The 17,511-nt window shown below is 71.9% G+C and carries 17 protein-coding genes; 7 read left to right on the top strand and 10 right to left on the bottom strand.

The annotated features are described in order from the left end of the window. Positions 1-37: 37 nt before the first annotated feature. Complete coding sequence (locus OG788_RS09300) at positions 38-595, bottom strand: YbaK/EbsC family protein (protein WP_406370073.1); 558 nt, start codon at positions 593-595, stop codon at positions 38-40. 44 nt (positions 596-639) lie between these two features. After that, positions 640-1,212 (bottom strand): XRE family transcriptional regulator, encoded by a 573-nt coding sequence (locus OG788_RS09305; protein WP_356748696.1) that lies wholly within the window; start codon positions 1,210-1,212, stop codon positions 640-642. Positions 1,213-1,305: 93 nt separating this feature from the next. Between OG788_RS09305 and OG788_RS09310 the strand changes: the two genes are divergently transcribed. After that, positions 1,306-2,163, top strand: coding sequence for a DMT family transporter (locus OG788_RS09310; protein ID WP_406370075.1), 858 nt, complete (start codon positions 1,306-1,308; stop codon positions 2,161-2,163). Between the two features lie 298 nt (positions 2,164-2,461). Here the strand turns inward: OG788_RS09310 and OG788_RS09315 are convergent, their stop codons facing one another. Then, positions 2,462-3,280 (bottom strand): acyltransferase, encoded by an 819-nt coding sequence (locus OG788_RS09315; RefSeq protein ID WP_351534836.1) that lies wholly within the window; start codon positions 3,278-3,280, stop codon positions 2,462-2,464. Positions 3,281-3,418: 138 nt separating this feature from the next. Here OG788_RS09315 and OG788_RS09320 point away from each other — a divergent pair, with 138 nt between their 5' ends. Then, a complete protein-coding gene (locus tag OG788_RS09320; protein ID WP_406370078.1) occupies positions 3,419-3,949 on the top strand; it encodes a gamma carbonic anhydrase family protein in 531 nt (176 codons plus the stop codon). Between the two features lie 5 nt (positions 3,950-3,954). Here OG788_RS09320 and OG788_RS09325 read toward each other — a convergent pair whose 3' ends face one another. From OG788_RS09325 to OG788_RS09340, 4 genes are all read right to left on the bottom strand, one after another. After that, positions 3,955-4,605, bottom strand: a complete 651-nt coding sequence (locus OG788_RS09325; RefSeq protein WP_406370080.1) for a DedA family protein — start codon at positions 4,603-4,605, stop codon at positions 3,955-3,957. Positions 4,606-4,788: 183 nt separating this feature from the next. After that, positions 4,789-5,889, bottom strand: a complete 1,101-nt coding sequence (locus tag OG788_RS09330) for an NAD-dependent epimerase/dehydratase family protein (protein ID WP_406370082.1) — start codon at positions 5,887-5,889, stop codon at positions 4,789-4,791. 300 nt (positions 5,890-6,189) lie between these two features. Continuing rightward, positions 6,190-8,658, bottom strand: a complete 2,469-nt coding sequence (locus OG788_RS09335) for a beta-glucosidase (RefSeq protein ID WP_406370083.1) — start codon at positions 8,656-8,658, stop codon at positions 6,190-6,192. A gap of 342 nt (positions 8,659-9,000) precedes the next feature. Then, entirely contained in the window at positions 9,001-9,828 is an 828-nt protein-coding gene (locus OG788_RS09340) for an SDR family oxidoreductase (protein WP_406370084.1), read from the bottom strand. A gap of 77 nt (positions 9,829-9,905) precedes the next feature. On the opposite strand from OG788_RS09340, the gene OG788_RS09345 reads away from it, so the two are divergent. Both OG788_RS09345 and OG788_RS09350 read left to right on the top strand, forming a co-directional pair. Continuing rightward, a complete protein-coding gene (locus OG788_RS09345) occupies positions 9,906-10,355 on the top strand; it encodes a MarR family transcriptional regulator (RefSeq protein WP_356748710.1) in 450 nt (149 codons plus the stop codon). A gap of 300 nt (positions 10,356-10,655) precedes the next feature. Then, positions 10,656-11,060 (top strand): PaaI family thioesterase, encoded by a 405-nt coding sequence (locus tag OG788_RS09350; RefSeq protein WP_406370086.1) that lies wholly within the window; start codon positions 10,656-10,658, stop codon positions 11,058-11,060. 94 nt (positions 11,061-11,154) lie between these two features. Here OG788_RS09350 and OG788_RS09355 read toward each other — a convergent pair whose 3' ends face one another. Then, on the bottom strand, positions 11,155-11,607 hold the full coding sequence (locus OG788_RS09355) for a DUF4442 domain-containing protein (RefSeq protein WP_356748714.1): 453 nt from the start codon (positions 11,605-11,607) through the stop codon (positions 11,155-11,157). A gap of 151 nt (positions 11,608-11,758) precedes the next feature. Here OG788_RS09355 and OG788_RS09360 point away from each other — a divergent pair, with 151 nt between their 5' ends. The 3 genes from OG788_RS09360 (at position 11,759) to OG788_RS09370 (ending at position 15,413) form a co-directional block, all read left to right on the top strand. Further along, positions 11,759-12,787, top strand: coding sequence for a hypothetical protein (locus OG788_RS09360; RefSeq protein WP_406370088.1), 1,029 nt, complete (start codon positions 11,759-11,761; stop codon positions 12,785-12,787). Between the two features lie 92 nt (positions 12,788-12,879). Beyond that, entirely contained in the window at positions 12,880-13,926 is a 1,047-nt protein-coding gene (locus OG788_RS09365) for a hypothetical protein (protein WP_406370090.1), read from the top strand. A gap of 167 nt (positions 13,927-14,093) precedes the next feature. Then, positions 14,094-15,413 (top strand): MFS transporter, encoded by a 1,320-nt coding sequence (locus tag OG788_RS09370; protein ID WP_351534811.1) that lies wholly within the window; start codon positions 14,094-14,096, stop codon positions 15,411-15,413. On the opposite strand, the gene OG788_RS09375 is transcribed toward OG788_RS09370, so the two are convergent. Beyond that, entirely contained in the window at positions 15,375-16,220 is an 846-nt protein-coding gene (locus tag OG788_RS09375; RefSeq protein WP_406370092.1) for a spermidine synthase, read from the bottom strand. The genes OG788_RS09370 and OG788_RS09375 overlap by 39 nt on opposite strands. A 111-nt stretch (positions 16,221-16,331) precedes the next feature. Beyond that, on the bottom strand, positions 16,332-17,510 hold the full coding sequence (tuf, locus tag OG788_RS09380; protein WP_351534805.1) for an elongation factor Tu: 1,179 nt from the start codon (positions 17,508-17,510) through the stop codon (positions 16,332-16,334). Position 17,511: the final 1 nt, after the last annotated feature.

Below are 17,511 nucleotides of genomic sequence, written 5' to 3' on the forward strand. Positions count from 1 at the left end.
CGTCCCGCACCGACCCATCACGCCCCTGCGTGCGGGATCAGGCGATCCCCAGCCCCTCCAGCACGACCGCGTTCGGCAGCTCCGCGAACGCCTTGCCCGGTACCAGGAGTTTGCCGCGCCGGCGGCCGCTGCCCACGAGCACGTACGGCAGGTCGACCACGGCGGAGTCCACCAACACCGGCCAGTCGCCCGGGAGTCCGACGGGCGTGATGCCGCCGTACTCCATGCCGGTCTCACCGGTCGCGGTGTCCATCGGAGCGAACGAGGCCTTACGGGCACCCAGTTGACGCCGTACGGCGCCGTTGACGTCGACACGGGCGGTGGACAGGACGAGGCACGCGGCGAGCGTGGTCTCGCCACCACGCCTGCCCGCGACGACCACACAGTTGGCGGACAGGTCGAGCAGCTCCTTGCCGTAGTGCTCGACGAAGGTGGCGGTGTCGGCCCACTCGGGGTCGGTGTCGACGTAGACGATCCGCTCGGCGGGGGTGGTGCCGCGCCAGTCCCGCACTGCGTCGGCGACGGGGCGGACGAGCTCGTCCAGGCAGTCGGGGGCGGGGACGGCGTGGTCGAAGTGTCCGATGGGAGCGCGCATGACGGCACGCTAACAGCCGCGCGGACCGGGCCGGCCGGAGGCCGTCAGTGCACGAGCGGGACGGACACGGCCATGACCATCTCGACCGGGACCTCGCCCTTGTTGGCGTACGTGTGGGGGGTGTTGGCCTCGAAGGACACGCTCGCCCCCTCGGGGACGTGGTGCTCGACGCCGTCGACGGTGAGCGTCATGTCGCCCGCGATGACGTGCACGAGTTCGACGGTGCCGGAGGGGTGCGGGTCGGACGGGCTGCCCTCGCCGGGCATCAGCCGCCAGTCCCACATCTCCAGCGGGCCGGGCGCCTCGGTGCCGGCCAGCAGCCGGTTGTAGCTGCCCGCGTCGGTGTGCCACAGACGTACGGCCTGTTCGGCGGGGACGATCCGGACCTTGGGCCCCTGCTCGTAGTCGAGGAGGGTGGTGATGCTGACGCCGAGGGCGTCGCCGATCTTGACGACGGTACCCAGGCTGGGGTTGGTCCTGGCCTGCTCGATCTGGATGAGCATGCCGCGGCTGACTCCGGCGCGGGCGGCGAGCGCTTCCAGGGTGAAGCCGCGCTCGGTGCGCCAGCGCTTCACGTTGCGCGCCAGGGACTGAGTCAGCAGGTCGAGATCCGACACATTCCGTCCAATATTTTGAATGACAGAGTTCAATCAGATGAACTATCGTGTGGTGCACCTGATCGTTCACCGAACTGTACTGCGAGGCACCCCGTGACAGCACTCTTCGCCCTGGCCACCAGCCTCCTGTGGGGCCTGGCCGACTTCGGCGGAGGTCTGCTGACCCGGCGCACGCCCGCCCTCACGGTGGTCGTCGCCTCCCAGTCGATCGCGGCGGTGGTCCTCGGCGCGATCGTGGTGGCCACCGGCGGCTGGAACGCGGCGGGGCCGCAGCTGTGGTTCGCGGTCGCCGCGGGACTGGTGGGTCCGATCGCGCTGCTCTCGTTCTACAAGGCGCTCGCGCTCGGACCGATGGGCGTGGTCTCGCCGCTCGGATCGCTGGCCGTGGCCGTCCCCATCGGCGTTGGCCTGTTCCTCGGGGAGCGCCCCGGGCTGCTGCAGATCGCGGGCATCGCGGTCGCCGTGGGGGGAGTCGTCCTCGCGGGCGGGCCTCAGCTGCGGGGCGCGCCCGTGCAGCGGCAGGCGATCCTCCTCACGCTGATCGCGGCGGCCGGCTTCGGCACCGTGTTCGCGCTGATCGCGGAGGCGTCGTCCTCGGTCACCGGGCTCTTCCTGGCGCTGTTCGTCCAGCGCGTGACCAACGTCGTCACCGGTGGCGCGGCCCTGGCCGTCTCCGTCCGGCGCGGCGCGCCCGCCCTCCCCGAGGGCGGTTTCCCCTGGGCGTCGCTGCCCGCGCTCGCCTTCGTCGGCCTCGCCGATGTCGCGGCCAACGGCACGTACTCGATCGCCGCCCAGCACGGCCCGGTCACCGTCGCCGCCGTCCTCGCCTCGCTCTACCCGGTGGTCACGGCCCTGGCCGCACGTGGCGTCCTGAGGGAGCGGCTGCGCGCGGTGCAGGCCGCCGGAGCGGGGCTGGCGCTGGTCGGCACGGTGCTGCTGGCGACAGGCTGAGCCCGGAGCTCAGATCCAGGAGCCGACTCGGATCCACCCCGGTCCGGGCGGTCGACATCGAGTGGCCGCGGGTCGAGGTCTCGGCTCGCACCGGCCGCGGCTCAGGGGGCGGCTCGGCACATCGGCCCGCCCTCGCCTCGACCAGCCGCGGATCAAGGACTCGGCGTCCACCGGCTGCCCGTCCAGAACTCGGCGCGGACCGGCGATCGGTCCAGAACTCGGCGCGGACCGGCGATCGGTTCAGGACTCGGCGCGGACCGGCGATCGGTTCAGGACTCGGCGCGGACCGGCCGTCGGATCAGGACTCGGCGCGGATGTCCGCGGGCGGCGCGTGGACGTCACCTGAGGCGTCCCGGGCGTCGAGGTCCAGTTCCGCGAGTCGCGCGACCGTCTCCTCGTCCAGTTCCGAGAGCGCCAGCAACTGGTCCGGGGTCACCCCGTCGGGAATCGGCACCGGCGGCGGTGTGCGCAGCGGCGGCTGCCATCCGGCCACGGGGTCCCAGCGCCGGACGACACGTGCGGGGGCTCCGGCGACCACGGAGTGGTCCGGCACCACGCCCCGCACCACCGCACCGGCCGCGACCACGACGTTCCGCCCGATCCGCGCACCCGGCAGGATCACCGCGTTGGTCCCGATCCAGCAGCCCGGCCCGATCTCCACGGGCTCCATGCGCGGCCACTGCTTGCCGATGGGCTCGTGCGGATCGTCGTACGAGTGGTTCGTGGACGTCACGTACACGTAGGGCCCGAAGTAGCAGTCGTCGCCGATCGTGACCGTCGTGTCGGCGATGACGTGGCTGCCGCGGCCGAGCACGACGCCGTTCCCGATGCGCAGGATCGGCTCGGGACCGAGGTCGAGATCGGGCATCAGGCCCGCGGTCAGCGTGACCTGTTCGGCGACGATGCAGTACGAGCCGACGTGGATCCAGGGTTCACCGAAGACCGTGCCGAGCGGGAAGGCCAGTCGGGTGTTGGCTCCCATGGCACCGAAGCGGAACCGCCCCGGGTGCTCGGCCGTGACCGCGCCCTTGCGCTGCGCCCAGGCCCAGCCCGCGTGGACGGCGCGCTGCGCGAGGCGTCGCCGCCATGATGAGAACGTGTTCTTGCTCCTGGACACCCGCTCACGGTACTCAGAGCGGCCGTGCCGATGAGGCCGCACGGCTGTGATCTTCGCCCCACCGGGGGTGGGGGTGATGACATACGGTGCCGGTGTACCCAGCGGGACCGGACAACGAGACGACGAGACGGTGACACGGTGACGACGCAGCAGGCGCTGATCAAGGGGATCGGCGGCAAGGAGCCGCAGGTGGACGAGGAGGCGTTCGTGGCGCCCACCTCCGTGGTCATCGGAGACGTCACGCTGCACGCGGGCGCGAGTGTCTGGTACGGCGCGGTGCTGCGCGCCGACTGCGGCCCGATCGTCATCGGCGCCGACAGCAACGTGCAGGACAACTGCAGTCTGCACGTGGACCCCGGTTTCCCCATCAGCATCGGGGAGCGGGTCTCGATCGGGCACAACGCCGTGGTGCACGGTGCCACCGTCGAGGACGACTGCCTGATCGGCATGGGCGCCACGGTGCTCAACGGGGCCGTGATCGGGACCGGCTCGCTCGTGGCGGCCCAGGCGCTGGTGCCCCAGGGGATGCGGGTCCCGCCGGGCTCACTCGTCGCGGGTGTCCCCGCGAAGGTCAGGCGCCCGCTGACCGACGAGGAGCGCGAGGGCCTCTCGCTTAACGGCACCTTCTACGTGGAACTGGCGAAGGCGCACCGCGAGATCCACGAGTAGCCGCTCTACTCGGCGGCGGGGACCGGCTCCGGCTCCGCCGCGGCGTGGTCCGTCGCCGCCTTCTTCGCCTTGCGGCGGACGATCAGCATCGAGGCGAGTCCGATGAGCACCGCGGCGACCAGGCCGAGCCACGAGAAGCGCTTCAGCCAGGACTCGGCGACGACACCGACGTAGTAGATGACCGCGGTGGTGCCGCCGGCCCAGATGATGCCGCCGAGGACGTTGGCGATCAGGAACTTCCAGTAGGGCATCCGCAGCACACCGGCGAGCGGGCCCGCGAAGATCCGCAGCAGCGCGATGAAGCGGCCGAAGAAGACGGCCCACATGCCCCACTTCTGGAAGGAACGCTCGGCCGTGGCGACATGGCCTTCGCTGAAGTGTCTGGGGAACTTCGCGCCGAGCCAGGCCAGCAGCGGGCGTCCGCCCTTGCGGCCGATGGCGTAGCCGATGGAGTCGCCGACGATCGCCCCGACGCTGGCACACGCGCCGAGGATGAACGGGTTGATGCCCTCGTGCTGTGAGGAGAGCAGCGCCGCCGAGACCAGGACGATCTCTCCGGGCAACGGAATGCCCAGGCTCTCCAGGCCGATGACCAGGCCCACGAGCGCGTAGATACTGACCGCGGGCACCGTCTCGAGCCAGTCCTGGACGTGCAACGCCGGTTCCTCCCGTTTGGCTGTACGTGACCCGGGCGACCGCGTTTCGCGTGATCACCCGGGGTGCGCTTCCCCGGAGCGCCCGCCGGGAAGCCTACCTGGTCGCTCTGAACGGCCCTCCGGACGCGGGACTCGCCCTGCCGGTCGGAGCCGGTACGGCGTCCGCGCTCCGGGTGTCCTCGATCAGGACGCGCCGACTCGGTCGGCACGCGTGCGTTCCTCTCCGTCGGCGGCCTCGCGCTGCCGCCGCCAGGACTCGTAGTGGTCGAGGAGCGTCTCCTCGACCGGGCGGTAGGTGATCCCCAGTTCCCGCACGCTCCGGCTGTTGTCCACGCGGAACCGGATACCGAGGTGTTTGCGGATGTAGTCCTGCGTCAGTCCGAAGGCCGGACCCAGGATGCGGACCGGCCAGTGCGGGAGCGCGGTGCGGGGCAGCCGGAGACCGCGGGGATACCGGCTCCGGACGATGCGCGCCATGTCGTGGAAGGACGTCATGGTCTCGGCCGCGACGATGTAGCGGCCCCTGGCGTCCGGGCGCTCCGCCGCCGCGATGTGCGCGTCGGCGACCTCACGGACGTCCGCCGTGGTGAAGCTGAAATCGGGTGCGCCGTAGAAGAAGTAGCCCTTGAACAGTTCCTCCAGGAGGAACAGGCTGCCGGATTCCGATGTGGGGGTGAGGGACGGGCCGAGGATCAGGCCCGGGTTGACGGACACCAGGCGCCAGCGGTCCTGGGCCGCCTCCGCCGTCCACGCCGCACGCTCCGCGAGCGTCTTCGCGTAGTGGTACGGGTTGTTCTCGACCGTGCTCGTGGTGTTGAAGTACCGCTCCGACAGGACTCCGCCGTCCATGCTCCGGACGTCGATGTAGTCGCCGAAGACCGCGCCGACGGTGGAGGTGAGGACGACCTTCTCGACCGTCGCCGTCCGTTCCACACCCGCCAGCACGTTGCGCGTGCCGAGCAGGGCCGGGTCGACCATGTCCCTGCGGCCGTCCTTGATCCTCTCCGGCATCAGGAACGGCGACGCCACATGGAAGACCACGCCGCAGCCGCTCATCGCCGCGTCGAAGGACCCCTCGGCCAGCAGGTCCGCCTCGAACAGCGCCAGCCGGCCGGGAAAGGCCTCCTGCATCTCCCTCAGCGGCCGTGTCTTCGCCGCGCTCGCGGTCCCGCGCACGGTGGTGCGGACCGTGTAGCCCCGCTCCAGCAGCCGCCGGACCAGATGGCTCCCGACGAATCCGCTGCCACCGGTCACCAGGACGGCCGTCCGCCCGCGTACGCCCACGCCCGCACTCCTCGCCGGTCCGGGGACCGGCGCCCCGGCCCACGGGCGAGTGCGCACGCACCGCCCACGGGCCAGCGTCGGGCATGGACGGCCGGAAGGGAACAGGCGTGCGTCCCGGGCGACTGCGGCGCACCGGCCCTCGCGCTCTCGGACCCTCGCGCTCTCGCCTCGGGCGGTCCCGGTCGTCACCGGCGGACCACCGTCGAGGCGGGGCGCCGCGGATGCATGAGCAGCCGGGTCACTGTCCTCGCGGACGCCTCCTTCGCCGTCGGTGTCAGGCCGCCTCCCTCGCCATCGGTGTCAGGCCCGTACCTCCGCCGCCGTACTGAGCCGCAGGTCACCCGAGGAGGCCCCCACCCACAGGGTTCGGCGCCCGGTGCCGAGCACCCAGGCGTGCTTCCTCGCGTCCCAGGAGGAGAGCGTGCGCGACGCGACGCGGACGGTGACCCGCCGCCGCTCCCCCGCCCGCAGCGCGAGCCGCTCGTAGCCGCCGAGCACCCTCACCGCCTGGTCGAGTCCGAGATCGGGCGACGGACCGACGTAGACCTGCGCGACCTCGATCCCGGCCCGGCGCCCGGTGTTGCGCACGGTGAAACTCGCCCGCAGCCCGTGGTGGTCCCGGCGGACCCGCAGGCCGTCGTACACGAAGGAGGTGTACGAGAGTCCGTGGCCGAAGGGGAACAGGGGCCGCACGCCTCCGGCGTCGTACCAGCGGTAGCCGGCGTGGATGCCCTCGGAGTACTCCTCGGTGCCGTCGAGGCCCGGGTAGCGCCGCGGGTCCCCGGCGACCGGGTGATGGGCGTCGTCGACGGCGAAGGACTGGGTGAGCCGTCCGCCGGGGTCGCAGTCGCCGAACAGGACGGCGGCGGTGGCGGACGCGCCCTCCTGGCCCGGGTAGTACATCTGGAGCACGGCGGCCGTCCTCCGCAGCCACGGCATGGAGGTCGACGAGGAGGTGTTGAGGACGACGGTGGTCCGGGGGTTCGCCGCCGACACCGCCTCGATGAGCCGCTCCTGATGGCCGGGGAGCGCGATGGTCGTGCGGTCCAGTCCCTCGGTGGCGTCCTCGAAGGCGAACAGGACGACGCTGTGCGCGGCCCGCGCCGCCGCGACCGCCTCGGCGACGTCCTGGGCGCGGGTGGCGCCGGTGATGCGCCGCAGCCGGAACAGCTGTCCCCCGGTGCCGCCCTTCGCGGTGATCTCCACCTTGTGCGCGCCCTTGGCGAGGTCCAGTGTCCTGCGCCGCACCGACAGGCCGTCGGGTGCGGCGGAGACGAGTCCGCCGGAGAAGTACTCGCCGTAGCCGGGCGCCACGGGGAAGAGGTCCTCACCGTCGAGGAGGACCTTGGGGCGTTCGCCCGAGTAGTGGATGACCAGGGTCCACTCGTCGGCGTCGGCGACGGTGAGGGTCCCTTCGTACGTCCAGGTCTGCCCCGCGGCGATGCCCTGGCCCTCGGTGGAGAGGGCCGGGCTCAGCGCGCTCGCGGGGACGGGCTTGCCGAACAGGTCCTCGCCCAGGGAGTAGGAGACGTGTGCGCCCCTGCCCGCGCGGGATCCGATGGCGTCGAGAGGGCTGTCGGCGCGGTCGGGGACGACATGCGCGCTGCCTCCGCCGCTGACGAAGGGGAGTGACCCGGTGGGCCCGACGACGGCGATGCTGCGGGCCGCCGCGCCGGTCAGGGGCAGCGCCCGGTGCTCGTTGCGGAGCAGGGTGGCCCCCGCCTTGGCCACCTCCAGGGCCACGGCGGCGCCTGCCTTCGCGTCGCGGGCGGGACGGGCCGGGACACTCCCGTCGAGCAGGCCGAAGCGGTCCATCACCGCGAGGACGCGGCGCACGGCCCGGTCCACATACGCCTCGGGCACGCTTCCGCTCCGGACCGCGGACTTCAGGGCGGCGCCGAAGTAGGTGCCGTCGGGCATCTCCATGTCGAGACCCGCGGCGATCGCGGCGGCGGTGCTGTGGGCGGCGAACCAGTCCGTCATGACCCAGCCGCCGAAGCCCCACCGCTCGCGCAGGATGTCGGTCAGCAGCATCGGGTTCTCGCAGGCGTAGGTGCCGCCGACCTTGTTGTAGGCGCCCATGACCGCGCCGGTACCGGCCTCGACCGCCGCCTCGAAGCCGCGCAGTTCGACCTCGTGCAGGGTCTGCTCGTCCACGACCACGTCGACGGACTGGCGGTCCTTCTCCTGGTTGTTCAGCGCGAAGTGCTTGACGGTGGCGATGAGACCCTCGCCCTGGATGCCGCGGATCTCGGCGGCGACCAGGTCGCCCGCGAGCAGCGGGTCCTCGCTGAAGGTCTCGAAGTTGCGGCCCGCGTACGGGGTGCGGATGAGGTTGACCATCGGGGAGAGCAGGACGTCCTGGCCGAGGGCGCGGCCCTCACGTCCGATGACCTGGCCGTAGCGGCGGGCCAGGGCCGGGTCGAAGGCGGAGGCCAGCAGGACGGGGGCGGGCAGGGCGGTCGCGTGCCGGGTGACGCGGACGCCGGCGGGGCCGTCGGCGAGGCGCAGGGCGGGGATGCCGAGGCGTGGGACACCGGGGACGTAGCCGGCCTGGCCGAGCGAGTCCGGGTCGGTCGCGCCGTGCAGGAGCGAGATCTTCTCGTCGAGCGTGAGTCTGCCGATCAGCCCTTCCACGCGAGGGCCCGCGCCGGACCCTGACTCCGCGTGGGCGAGCGGGGCGGGGCCCGCGGAGGTGGCCGCCGCGGCGACCGCGATGGCACCCCCCACGAGGCGCAGAGCCGATCGCCGGGAAAAGGTCGGGGACATGGGCCGTCACTCCTTCGGTGCGCGGGCACGCCGTCGTGTACCGCGTGGACACCTGTCGGCGGCCGTCGCGTTCGGCCCTTGAACTCGCTGGGCGCCGGAGGCGACTTGACCGACTGTCAGGAACCACGGGTACGGCGCGAAAGCTACGACCGCAGGTGACTCGTGTCAATGAAATGAACGGAAACAGCCTGTCGCCCGACAAGAACCGAAGGAGGCACGTGAGCCGGCCGGTCCAGGACGCCGTCTCGCGCCCGTACGAGCCGTGCGCTCCGGCCGCGGCAGAACGCGACCGGAGGGGCACCGCCCGCTCCCCGGGCTCACTCCCCGTTCACTCCCCCGGGCTCACTCCGCCAGCCAGGACGCGGTCAGGTCCTGCACGGCCGAGCCGTCGGCGTCGGCGAGCTTGACCCCCGTGAAGCCGGCCGCCCAATCGGAGCTCTGGTAGCGGAACCGGGGTTCGTCGGCCGTCAGCGCGCCGACGACGACCTCCGCGCACTCGCGTGCGCTCTGCGCCGTGGAGAACGACTTCGTGGTGCGGTCGAGATAGGCACCGATCACCGGTCGGTAGACACCCGCCCCGGCGACGAGGGCCTCGATGTCACGGTCGGCGCGGACGTTGGCGACGAACTCGGTGGCCACCGCGCCGGGCTCGATGACACTGACCGCGACGCCGAGCCTGCCCACGACCGGGGCGAGGCTCTCCATCCAGCCCTCGACGGCGAACTTGGCGGCGCAGTAGGCCTCGTTGAACGGCTGGCCGACCACACCGCCGACGCTCGTGACCGTGATCAGACGCCCCTTGGAAGCGCGCAGATGCGGGAGCGCCGCCTTGGTCACCTGGACGACACCGAAGAAGTTGACCTCCATCACCTCGCGGACGTCGTCGACGCTCTCCAGCTCGATGGTGCCGAGGTGCCCGGCGCCCGCGTTGTTGATCAGGGCGTCCAGCCGCCCGTGGTCCGCGATCACCGACTCGACGCAGGCGGCGACCGAGCCGGGGTCCGTGACGTCGAGCTGCCGGACGTCGACGCCGGGCAGCCGCTCGCGCAGGGGCCCGGCCTTGCCGGTGTCCCGCATGGTCGCGACGACCTTGTAGCCCGCTTCCCCGGCGAGGACGGCGGCCTCCAGACCGATGCCGGTGGACGTACCGGTGACAAGGGCGATCTTCATGACGGTCCTCCATGGTTGCGTGTACACACACATATTAGAGTTGCGTGCACACGCACGCAACTGGGTAGACTCGTGTCGTGACGGAGATCAAGCTGAAGCAGGCGGAGCTGACGGTCGAGGACCAGGCGTACTACCGCATCGTCGGCGTGGGTGCCGCCCTCACGGCGCGGGCGAACGCCCGCCTGGAGCACGATTTCCGGCTGCCCGCGTCCTGGTTCGAGGTGCTCCTCTGGCTCTACCACCAGGGCGGCCCCCTGTCGGCGACCGATCTGGGTTCCTGCGCGCTGATCAGCCGCAGCCAGGTCTCCCGGGTCATCGACGCGCTTCAGTCCCGGGGCCTGGTCACCCGCGCCCCCTCGGCCGCCGACGCCCGGTCCGTCGAGGTGACCATCACCGAGGAGGGCCGCGACCTCTTCGAGCGCGCGGACCGCGCCCGCCGCGAGGCCCTGGCCCCCGCCCTGACGGAGAAACTGGAGCCGGCCGAGCTGGAAGAGCTGGCCCGCATCCTCCTCAAGCTCAAGTACTGACCGCCGGGCCCGGCACTCGCCAAGGGCGAGGCGTTCCTCCTGCCGGCCGAGCACTCCCCCGGGCGCCCGCCCGGTCGGCCCGAACCGCCGGACCGGCCGGGCCCCTTGACGAAGGGCGCTGATCAGCCGCTGTCGTCCGGGCGAAGGGCGCGAGGACGTCCGCGCGGGAAGGGCGCGGTCGACGACCCGCGTGTCGCCGATCCAGACGGAGAAGCCGTCCTGGAACTCTCCCAGCCCGCAAGGGAGTTGATAGAAAGGATCACCGACTTCCGTCCCGCCCCCTCCCACAAGGAGCTTGCTGTGACCGTCACCGCCGAAGACATCTACGCCATGGCCCCCTATGCCAGGACCCTCGGCGTGCGCTTCACCGCCCTGTCGGCCGAGGGCGTCGACGCCGAACTCGACTTCGTGCGCGAACTGTCCACCGCGGGCGGCGGGTTGCACGGGGGTGCGCTGATGGGCCTCGCCGATGTCGCCTCGGCGGTGTGCGCGGCGCTGAACGGCCCCGCGGGCGCCGTTCCCGCGACCACCACCTCCACCACCCACTTCCTGCGGCCCGTGCGCGAGGGGGCCGCGTACGCGAAGGCTCGCGTGCTGCGGGTGGGACGCGACACGGCGGTCGTCGAGTGCGACATCGAGGACGACCGGCGACAGCTCTGCACCCGCGTCACGCAGACGGTCACCGTACGAGCGCCGCGCGGCTGACCGGCCGCGGCCCCCGGGGCGGGCCCCGGCGCAACGGCCGAGGGCCCCGATCAGGTCGCACTCCCCGATCAGGGCCCTTCGTGGGAGGTGGGGCTCAGCCGTTCGGGCGGAGCGTCCACACGACCGTCATCTCGCCGGTGACAGCGCCGTCGGCGCGCTGGATGGCGATGGCGACGGGGAACTCGGGTCGCAGGCCGGCGTCGAGTTCGGCGACGACGTCGGCAGCGGGGCGGCCGAGCGTCGCGGTGGCCGTCACGGGACCCATCGCGAGCTTCTTGTAGGCGATCTCGGCGCTGACCGCGAGCGGCACGGCCCGGGAGAGCTGGTCCCCGAAGGCGGCGAGGACGATCGCTCCGCTCGCCGACTCCCCCAGGGTGAACATGGCTCCGGCGTGCGGTCCGCCGACGTGGTTGTGGAAGTCACCCTGGTCCGGGAGCGCCACGACGGCCTTCTCCGGAGTGGTCTCCACGAACTCGAGGTTCAGGGTCCGGGCCATCGGCACGGTCGCGGCGAGCATCTCGCCGATCGTCATCTGGTCTGCGCTCATGCCGCGATGTTACCCATGAGTAGCAACCCTTGGCCAGCCCCACGGCCCGGCGCCGAAGTCGATCAAGGGCGCGGACGGGGCGGCACTCCGGTACACGCCTGACGAGACGCGGTGACCGAAATGTTTCACAGGCGCCCCTAAGGTGACGGCCATGTGGCCAGGACAGCAGCCGCCCGGGGGCGAGCAGAACCCGCAGGACCAGAACCCGTACCAGCAGCCGGGGTACCAGCAGCCCAACCCGTATCAGCAGCCCGGATACCAGCAGACCGGGCACCAGCAGCCGGGCCCGTACGGACCGCAGCCCGGACAGCAGCAGTGGGGTACGCCCTCTCCCGGGGGCGCGCCCGAGCCGCCGCGCGGGAACGGGAACCGGACGAAGGTGATCGCGATCGTGGCGGCCACCGCCGTGGTCGTGGCCGCCGGAGTGACCGGCGTGCTCGTGCTCGGCGGCGACAAGGACGACAAGGCCGTCGGCGGCGACACGGACAAGGACAGGAAGCCCACCACGAGCGCTCCGAAGGACCCGAGCGCGTCGCCCTCCGACGACGACCCGCGCGGCGGTGAGGGCGAGCAGCCGACGGTCGCCGGCTGGAAGGTCGTCGTCAATCCCAAGTGGGGCACGGCCTTCGACGTCCCCGCGGACTGGGAGGTCGAGTCGCCGGGCACCTCGATCGGTTTCGAGAAGGACAACGCGAAGGCCGGCGACAAGCCCATCATCGTGATGTCGGCGCCCGCCTACTTCAAGTCCAAGTGGTGCTCGTACGACGACGACAAGGACGGCCGTACGGAGGACACCGCGCTGGGCGCCGTGGGCACCAAGGGCGCGAGCGGCGCGAAGAACACCGATGAGGTCGCCGTGAACCAGGTGCCCTGGTGGGTGTTCGGCGGCTACACCCAGCCGGACAAGAAGAGCATCACCTTCGACAAGAAGGCCAAGCCCTACACCACGGAATCGGGCGTCACGGGCAGCGTCGCGTGGGCCAGGTCGAAGAACACGCCCCAGAAGGGGAAGTGCGCGAGCGACGGCAAAGCCGTCACGTTCGGGTTCAAGAACTCCGCGGGCGACTATGTGGCGTGGAACCTCTACGGAGCCACCGGCGTGAAGAACGAGATCCCCGACGCCACGATCCTGAAGATCCTGAGCACCGTACGCCTGCACGGCGATCCGACGGAGTCCTGAGCCGGGATCAAACGGACAAGTGCCCTGGCGGCCCGGCCCTTTCGGGTACCGCCGTGGCACTCGGGTCCCGCGCCCCTCTATCGTTACCGGCCATGTGGCCAGGACAGCAGCCGCCCGGGGGCGAGCAGAACCCGCAGGACCAGAACCCGTACCAGCAGCCGGGGTACCAGCAGCCGAATCCGTACCAGCAGCCGGGATACCAGCAGCCGGGGTACCAGCAGCCGAATCCGTACGGACCGCAGCCGGGGCAGCAGCAGTGGGGTGCACCGTCGGATCCCCTCGGCGCGCCCCAGGCGCCCGGAGGCGGTGGCGGTGGCGGTGGCGGCGGCAACAAGACCAAGATCACCGCGATCATCGCGGCCTCGGCCGTCGTGATCGCCGCCGGGGTGACCGGAGCGATCGTCCTGGGCGGTGGCGGCAAGGACGACAACGCGGGCGGTGACACGTCCAAGTCCCCGAAGGCGTCGGCCTCGACGTCGCCGAGCGCGAACGGGAGCGACGACAACCCGCGCGGCGGCGACGAGGAGAAGGCGACGATCGCCGGCTGGAAGGTCGTGGTGAACCCGAAGTGGGGCACCGCCTTCGACGTACCGGCGGACTGGAAGGTCGAGACGCCCGGCACCTTCATCGGCTTCGAGGACGACAAGAAGGGTGACGGCTCCGTGCTCATCGGCATGTCCGCGCCCGCGTTCCTCAAGGAGAAGTGGTGCACGTCCGACGACGACAAGGACGGCTACTCGAGCGACTCGTCGCTGGCCGCCGCGGGCACCAAGGGCCAGAGCGGTGCGAAGAACACCGACGACGTGGCACGCAACGACTCCGCCTGGTGGGTCTTCGGCGGCTACACCGACCAGAAGAACGCCTCGAAGAAGCTGCTGAAGATCGGCAAGCCCAAGGCGTACACCACGGCCTCGGGCATCAAGGGCAGTGTCGCGACGACGTACTCCTCGGGTGTCGTCAAGAAGGGCAAGTGCGACTCCGACGGCAAGGCGACCACGTTCGCCTTCAAGAACTCCTCGGGCGACTTCGTGTCCTGGTCGTTCTACGGCGCCAAGGGCGTGTCGGAGGAGGTCTCGGACGCGACCGTCCAGAAGATCCTCAGCACCGTACGGCTGCACGGCGAGCCGACGGGTTCCTGATCGTGCCGGGACCTGGGCGCACGCGTGGACGCCCGGGCTTCCCGGCCTCCCGCCGAGCCTCCCCGGCCCGGTGAGAAGGGGCGCGGAGCCCCGGCCGGGCGGAGTTCGGGCCCGGTGCGTGCGCAATCGGTTTGGCAAGTCGAGCACCGGGCGGCGATAGTCTCCCGGTGACCTCAGCCGCCGACCTGCGCCGACCCTCCCGCCGTCCTTCCTGGGCGGGCCGGAACTACACCCTGCTGACCGCCGCCGCGGTCGTCACCAACCTGGGCAGCCAGGGCGCCCTCATCGCGGCGGCGTTCGCGGTTCTCGAGACGGGCGGCGACGGCGGCGACGTCGGCCTGGTGGCCGCGGCGCGCACCCTGCCGCTGGTGCTGTTCCTGCTGATCGGCGGGGCGGTCGCGGACCGGCTGCCGCGCCATCGGGTGATGGTCGCGGCGAACGCCCTCAACTGTGTGTCGCAGGCGGTGTTCGCCGTCCTGGTCATCTCCGGGGACGCACGACTGTGGCAGATGATGCTGCTGTCCGCGCTCGGCGGCACCGGGCAGGCGTTCTTCAACCCGGCCGCCGAGGGCATGCTGATGTCCTCGGTCCGCGGTGAGCAGGCGAGCCGCGCGTTCGCGATGTTCCGGATGGCGATGCAGGGCGCGGGCCTCGGCGGCGCGGCCCTCGGCGGCGTGATGGTGGCCGTGATCGGGCCGGGCTGGGTGCTCGCCGTGGACGCGGTGGCGTTCGCGGTCGCCGGGGCGCTGCGTTCGTTCCTCGACGTCAGCCACATACCGCCGCGTGAGCCCGGCGGCGGTCTGTTCGCCGATCTGCGCGACGGCTGGCGCGAGTTCGTCGGGCGGCCCTGGCTGTGGACGATCGTCGCGCAGTTCTCCGTGGTGGTCGCGGTCGTCGGAGCCGCCGACGCGGTCTACGGTCCGCTGGTCGCCCGGGACAGTCTCGGCGGTGCGGGACCCTGGGGGCTGGCACTCGGCGCGTTCGGCGCCGGGACCGTCGGCGGCGCGCTGCTCATGACCCGCTGGAAGCCCCGTCGCCTGCTGTTCGCGGGCACCCTGTGCGTCTTCCCGCTCGCGGCGCCGGCCGCGGCACTCGCGGTCCCCGTGCCGGTGGGGCCGTTGTACGCCGTGATGTTCGTCAGCGGTCTGGCGATCGAGGTGTTCGGCGTGTCCTGGATGACGGCGCTCCACCAGGAGATCCCCGAGGACAAGCTCTCGCGGGTGTCGGCGTACGACTGGTTCGGCTCGATCGCCATGGTCCCGCTGGCCACGGCGCTGGCGGGCCCCGCGGAGCAGGCCTTCGGCCGTACGCCCGCGCTGTGGGGCTGCGCGACGCTGGTCGTGGTGGTCACGGCGGCGGTGCTGTGCGTCCCGGACGTCCGGAATCTGACGCGTCGGACCCGTCCGGTGGCGCAGGGCATCCCGGCATCGGCCGATGCGGAGCCCGCGTCAGCCGATGCCGAAGGCTCCGTCGGGCGGCTCGGGTGACGCAACGGCGTTCTCGTCGCGCACCGGAGCGGCACCGCCGATGAAGTCCCGCAGCCCGGGTCCGTGTTCGACGCGTGCGGGAAAGGCGTCGGCCGCGGTACGGCGGGCCAGGGCGGCCGTGTCGAGCGGGCGGTGGGAGGCCACGAGCACCGCGTTCCCGAACCGCCGTCCGCGCAGCACGCCGGGTTCGGCGATGAGGGCGATCTCCTCGAACACGGTCGAGAACGTGGCGAGTTGGGAGCGGAGGAACGCGAACGGCGCCGCGTCCGCGAGATTGGCGAGGTAGACCCCGTCGGGGCGCAGCACCCGTTCGGCGGCGCTCGCGTAGGTGGTGGACGTCAGGTGCGCCGGTACGCGCGAGCCGCCGAAGACGTCCGCGATCAGGATGTCGGCGGAGGCGGGGGCGGCGGCTTCGATCCAGCTGCGGGCGTCGGCGCCGTGCACCTCGATACCCGTCCCGCCGGGCACCGGCAGATACTCGCCGATCAGGGCCAGCAGGCCCTCGTCCGCCTCCACCACGTGCTGGCGCGAACCGGGCCGGGTGGCCGCGACATAGCGGGGCAGGGTGAGCGCCCCGCCGCCGAGATGGAGCACGTCCAGGGCGCGTCCCGGTTCCGCCACCGTGTCCAGCACGTGCCCGAGACGCCGCGTGTACTCGAACTCGAGATGCGTCGGCTCGTCCAGATCGACGTACGACTGGGGTGCGCCGTCCACCGTCAGCAGCCACGCCCGCCCGCGGTCCACGTCGGGCATCAGCTTGGCGGTCCCGTGATCCACGGCCCGCATCACGGGTATCGGCTCGTCCACGGGTCCATTGTGCGGCACGGACAACGGCACGCCTGTGCGGCACCGACGACGGCTCGAACGGGTGCCCGCCCTCTCGGGGCGGGCACCCGCATCGCCGTACCGGGGCGGGCGTCAGCCGACCGACGTCACCGTCCCCGCGCCGACCGTCCGGCCGCCCTCGCGGATCGCGAAGCCGAGGCCCGGCTCGAGCGGCACCTCGCGCCCGAGCTCGACCGTCATGGTGACGGTGTCGCCGGGCCGGGCGACGGCCCGCTCGCCGAGGTCGACGTCGCCGACCACGTCCGCGGTGCGGATGTAGAACTGCGGCCGGTACCCGGTGGAGACGGCTGTCGTACGGCCGCCCTCGCGCGTCGACAGGACGTACACCTGCGCCGTGAAGCGGCTGCTGGGTACGACGCTGCCGGGCGCGGCGACGATGTGCCCGCGGCGGACCGCGTCGCGGGGCACACCGCGCAGCAGCAGCGCCACGTTGTCGCCGGCCTGCGCCTCCTCCATGGGCCTGCCGAACGTCTCCAGGCCGGTGACCACGGTGTCGACCTCGGCGCCGAGCACCTCGACGCGGTCGCCGACGTGGATCGTGCCGCGCTCCACGGCACCGGTGACGACCGTTCCGCGTCCGGTGATGGTGAGCACGTTCTCGACCGGCATCAGGAACGGCGCGTCGAGATAGCGCTCGGGCATCGGCACATAGGTGTCCACCGCGTCGAGCAGCGCGTCGATCGCCGCCGTCCATCGCGGGTCCCCCTCGAGGGCCTTGAGGCCGGACACGCGTACGACGGGTACCGAGTCGCCCCCGTAGCCCTGCGAGGAGAGCAGTTCGCGGACCTCCAGCTCCACGAGGTCGGTGAGCTCCTCGTCACCCGCGTCGGCCTTGTTGAGGGCGACGACGATGTGGTCGACACCCACCTGCCGGGCGAGCAGCACGTGCTCGGCGGTCTGGGGCATGATCCCGTCCAGCGCGGACACGACGAGGATCGCCCCGTCCAGCTGGGCCGCGCCCGTGACCATGTTCTTGACGTAGTCGGCGTGGCCCGGCATGTCCACGTGCGCGTAGTGCCGGGTGTCGGTCTCGTACTCGACGTGCGCGATGTTGATGGTGATGCCGCGCGCGGCCTCCTCCGGCGCCCGGTCGATCCGGTCGAACGGGACGTAGCGGGTGGAGCCGCCGGAGCCGCGCTCGGCGAGAACCTTGGTGATGGCGGCGGTCAGGGTGGTCTTGCCGTGGTCGACGTGACCCATGGTGCCGATGTTCAGGTGCGGCTTGGTGCGCACGTAAGCCGTCTTGGGCATG

The organism is Streptomyces sp. NBC_00647, from assembly GCF_045207245.1.
Classification (GTDB): Bacteria; Actinomycetota; Actinomycetes; order Streptomycetales; family Streptomycetaceae; genus Streptomyces.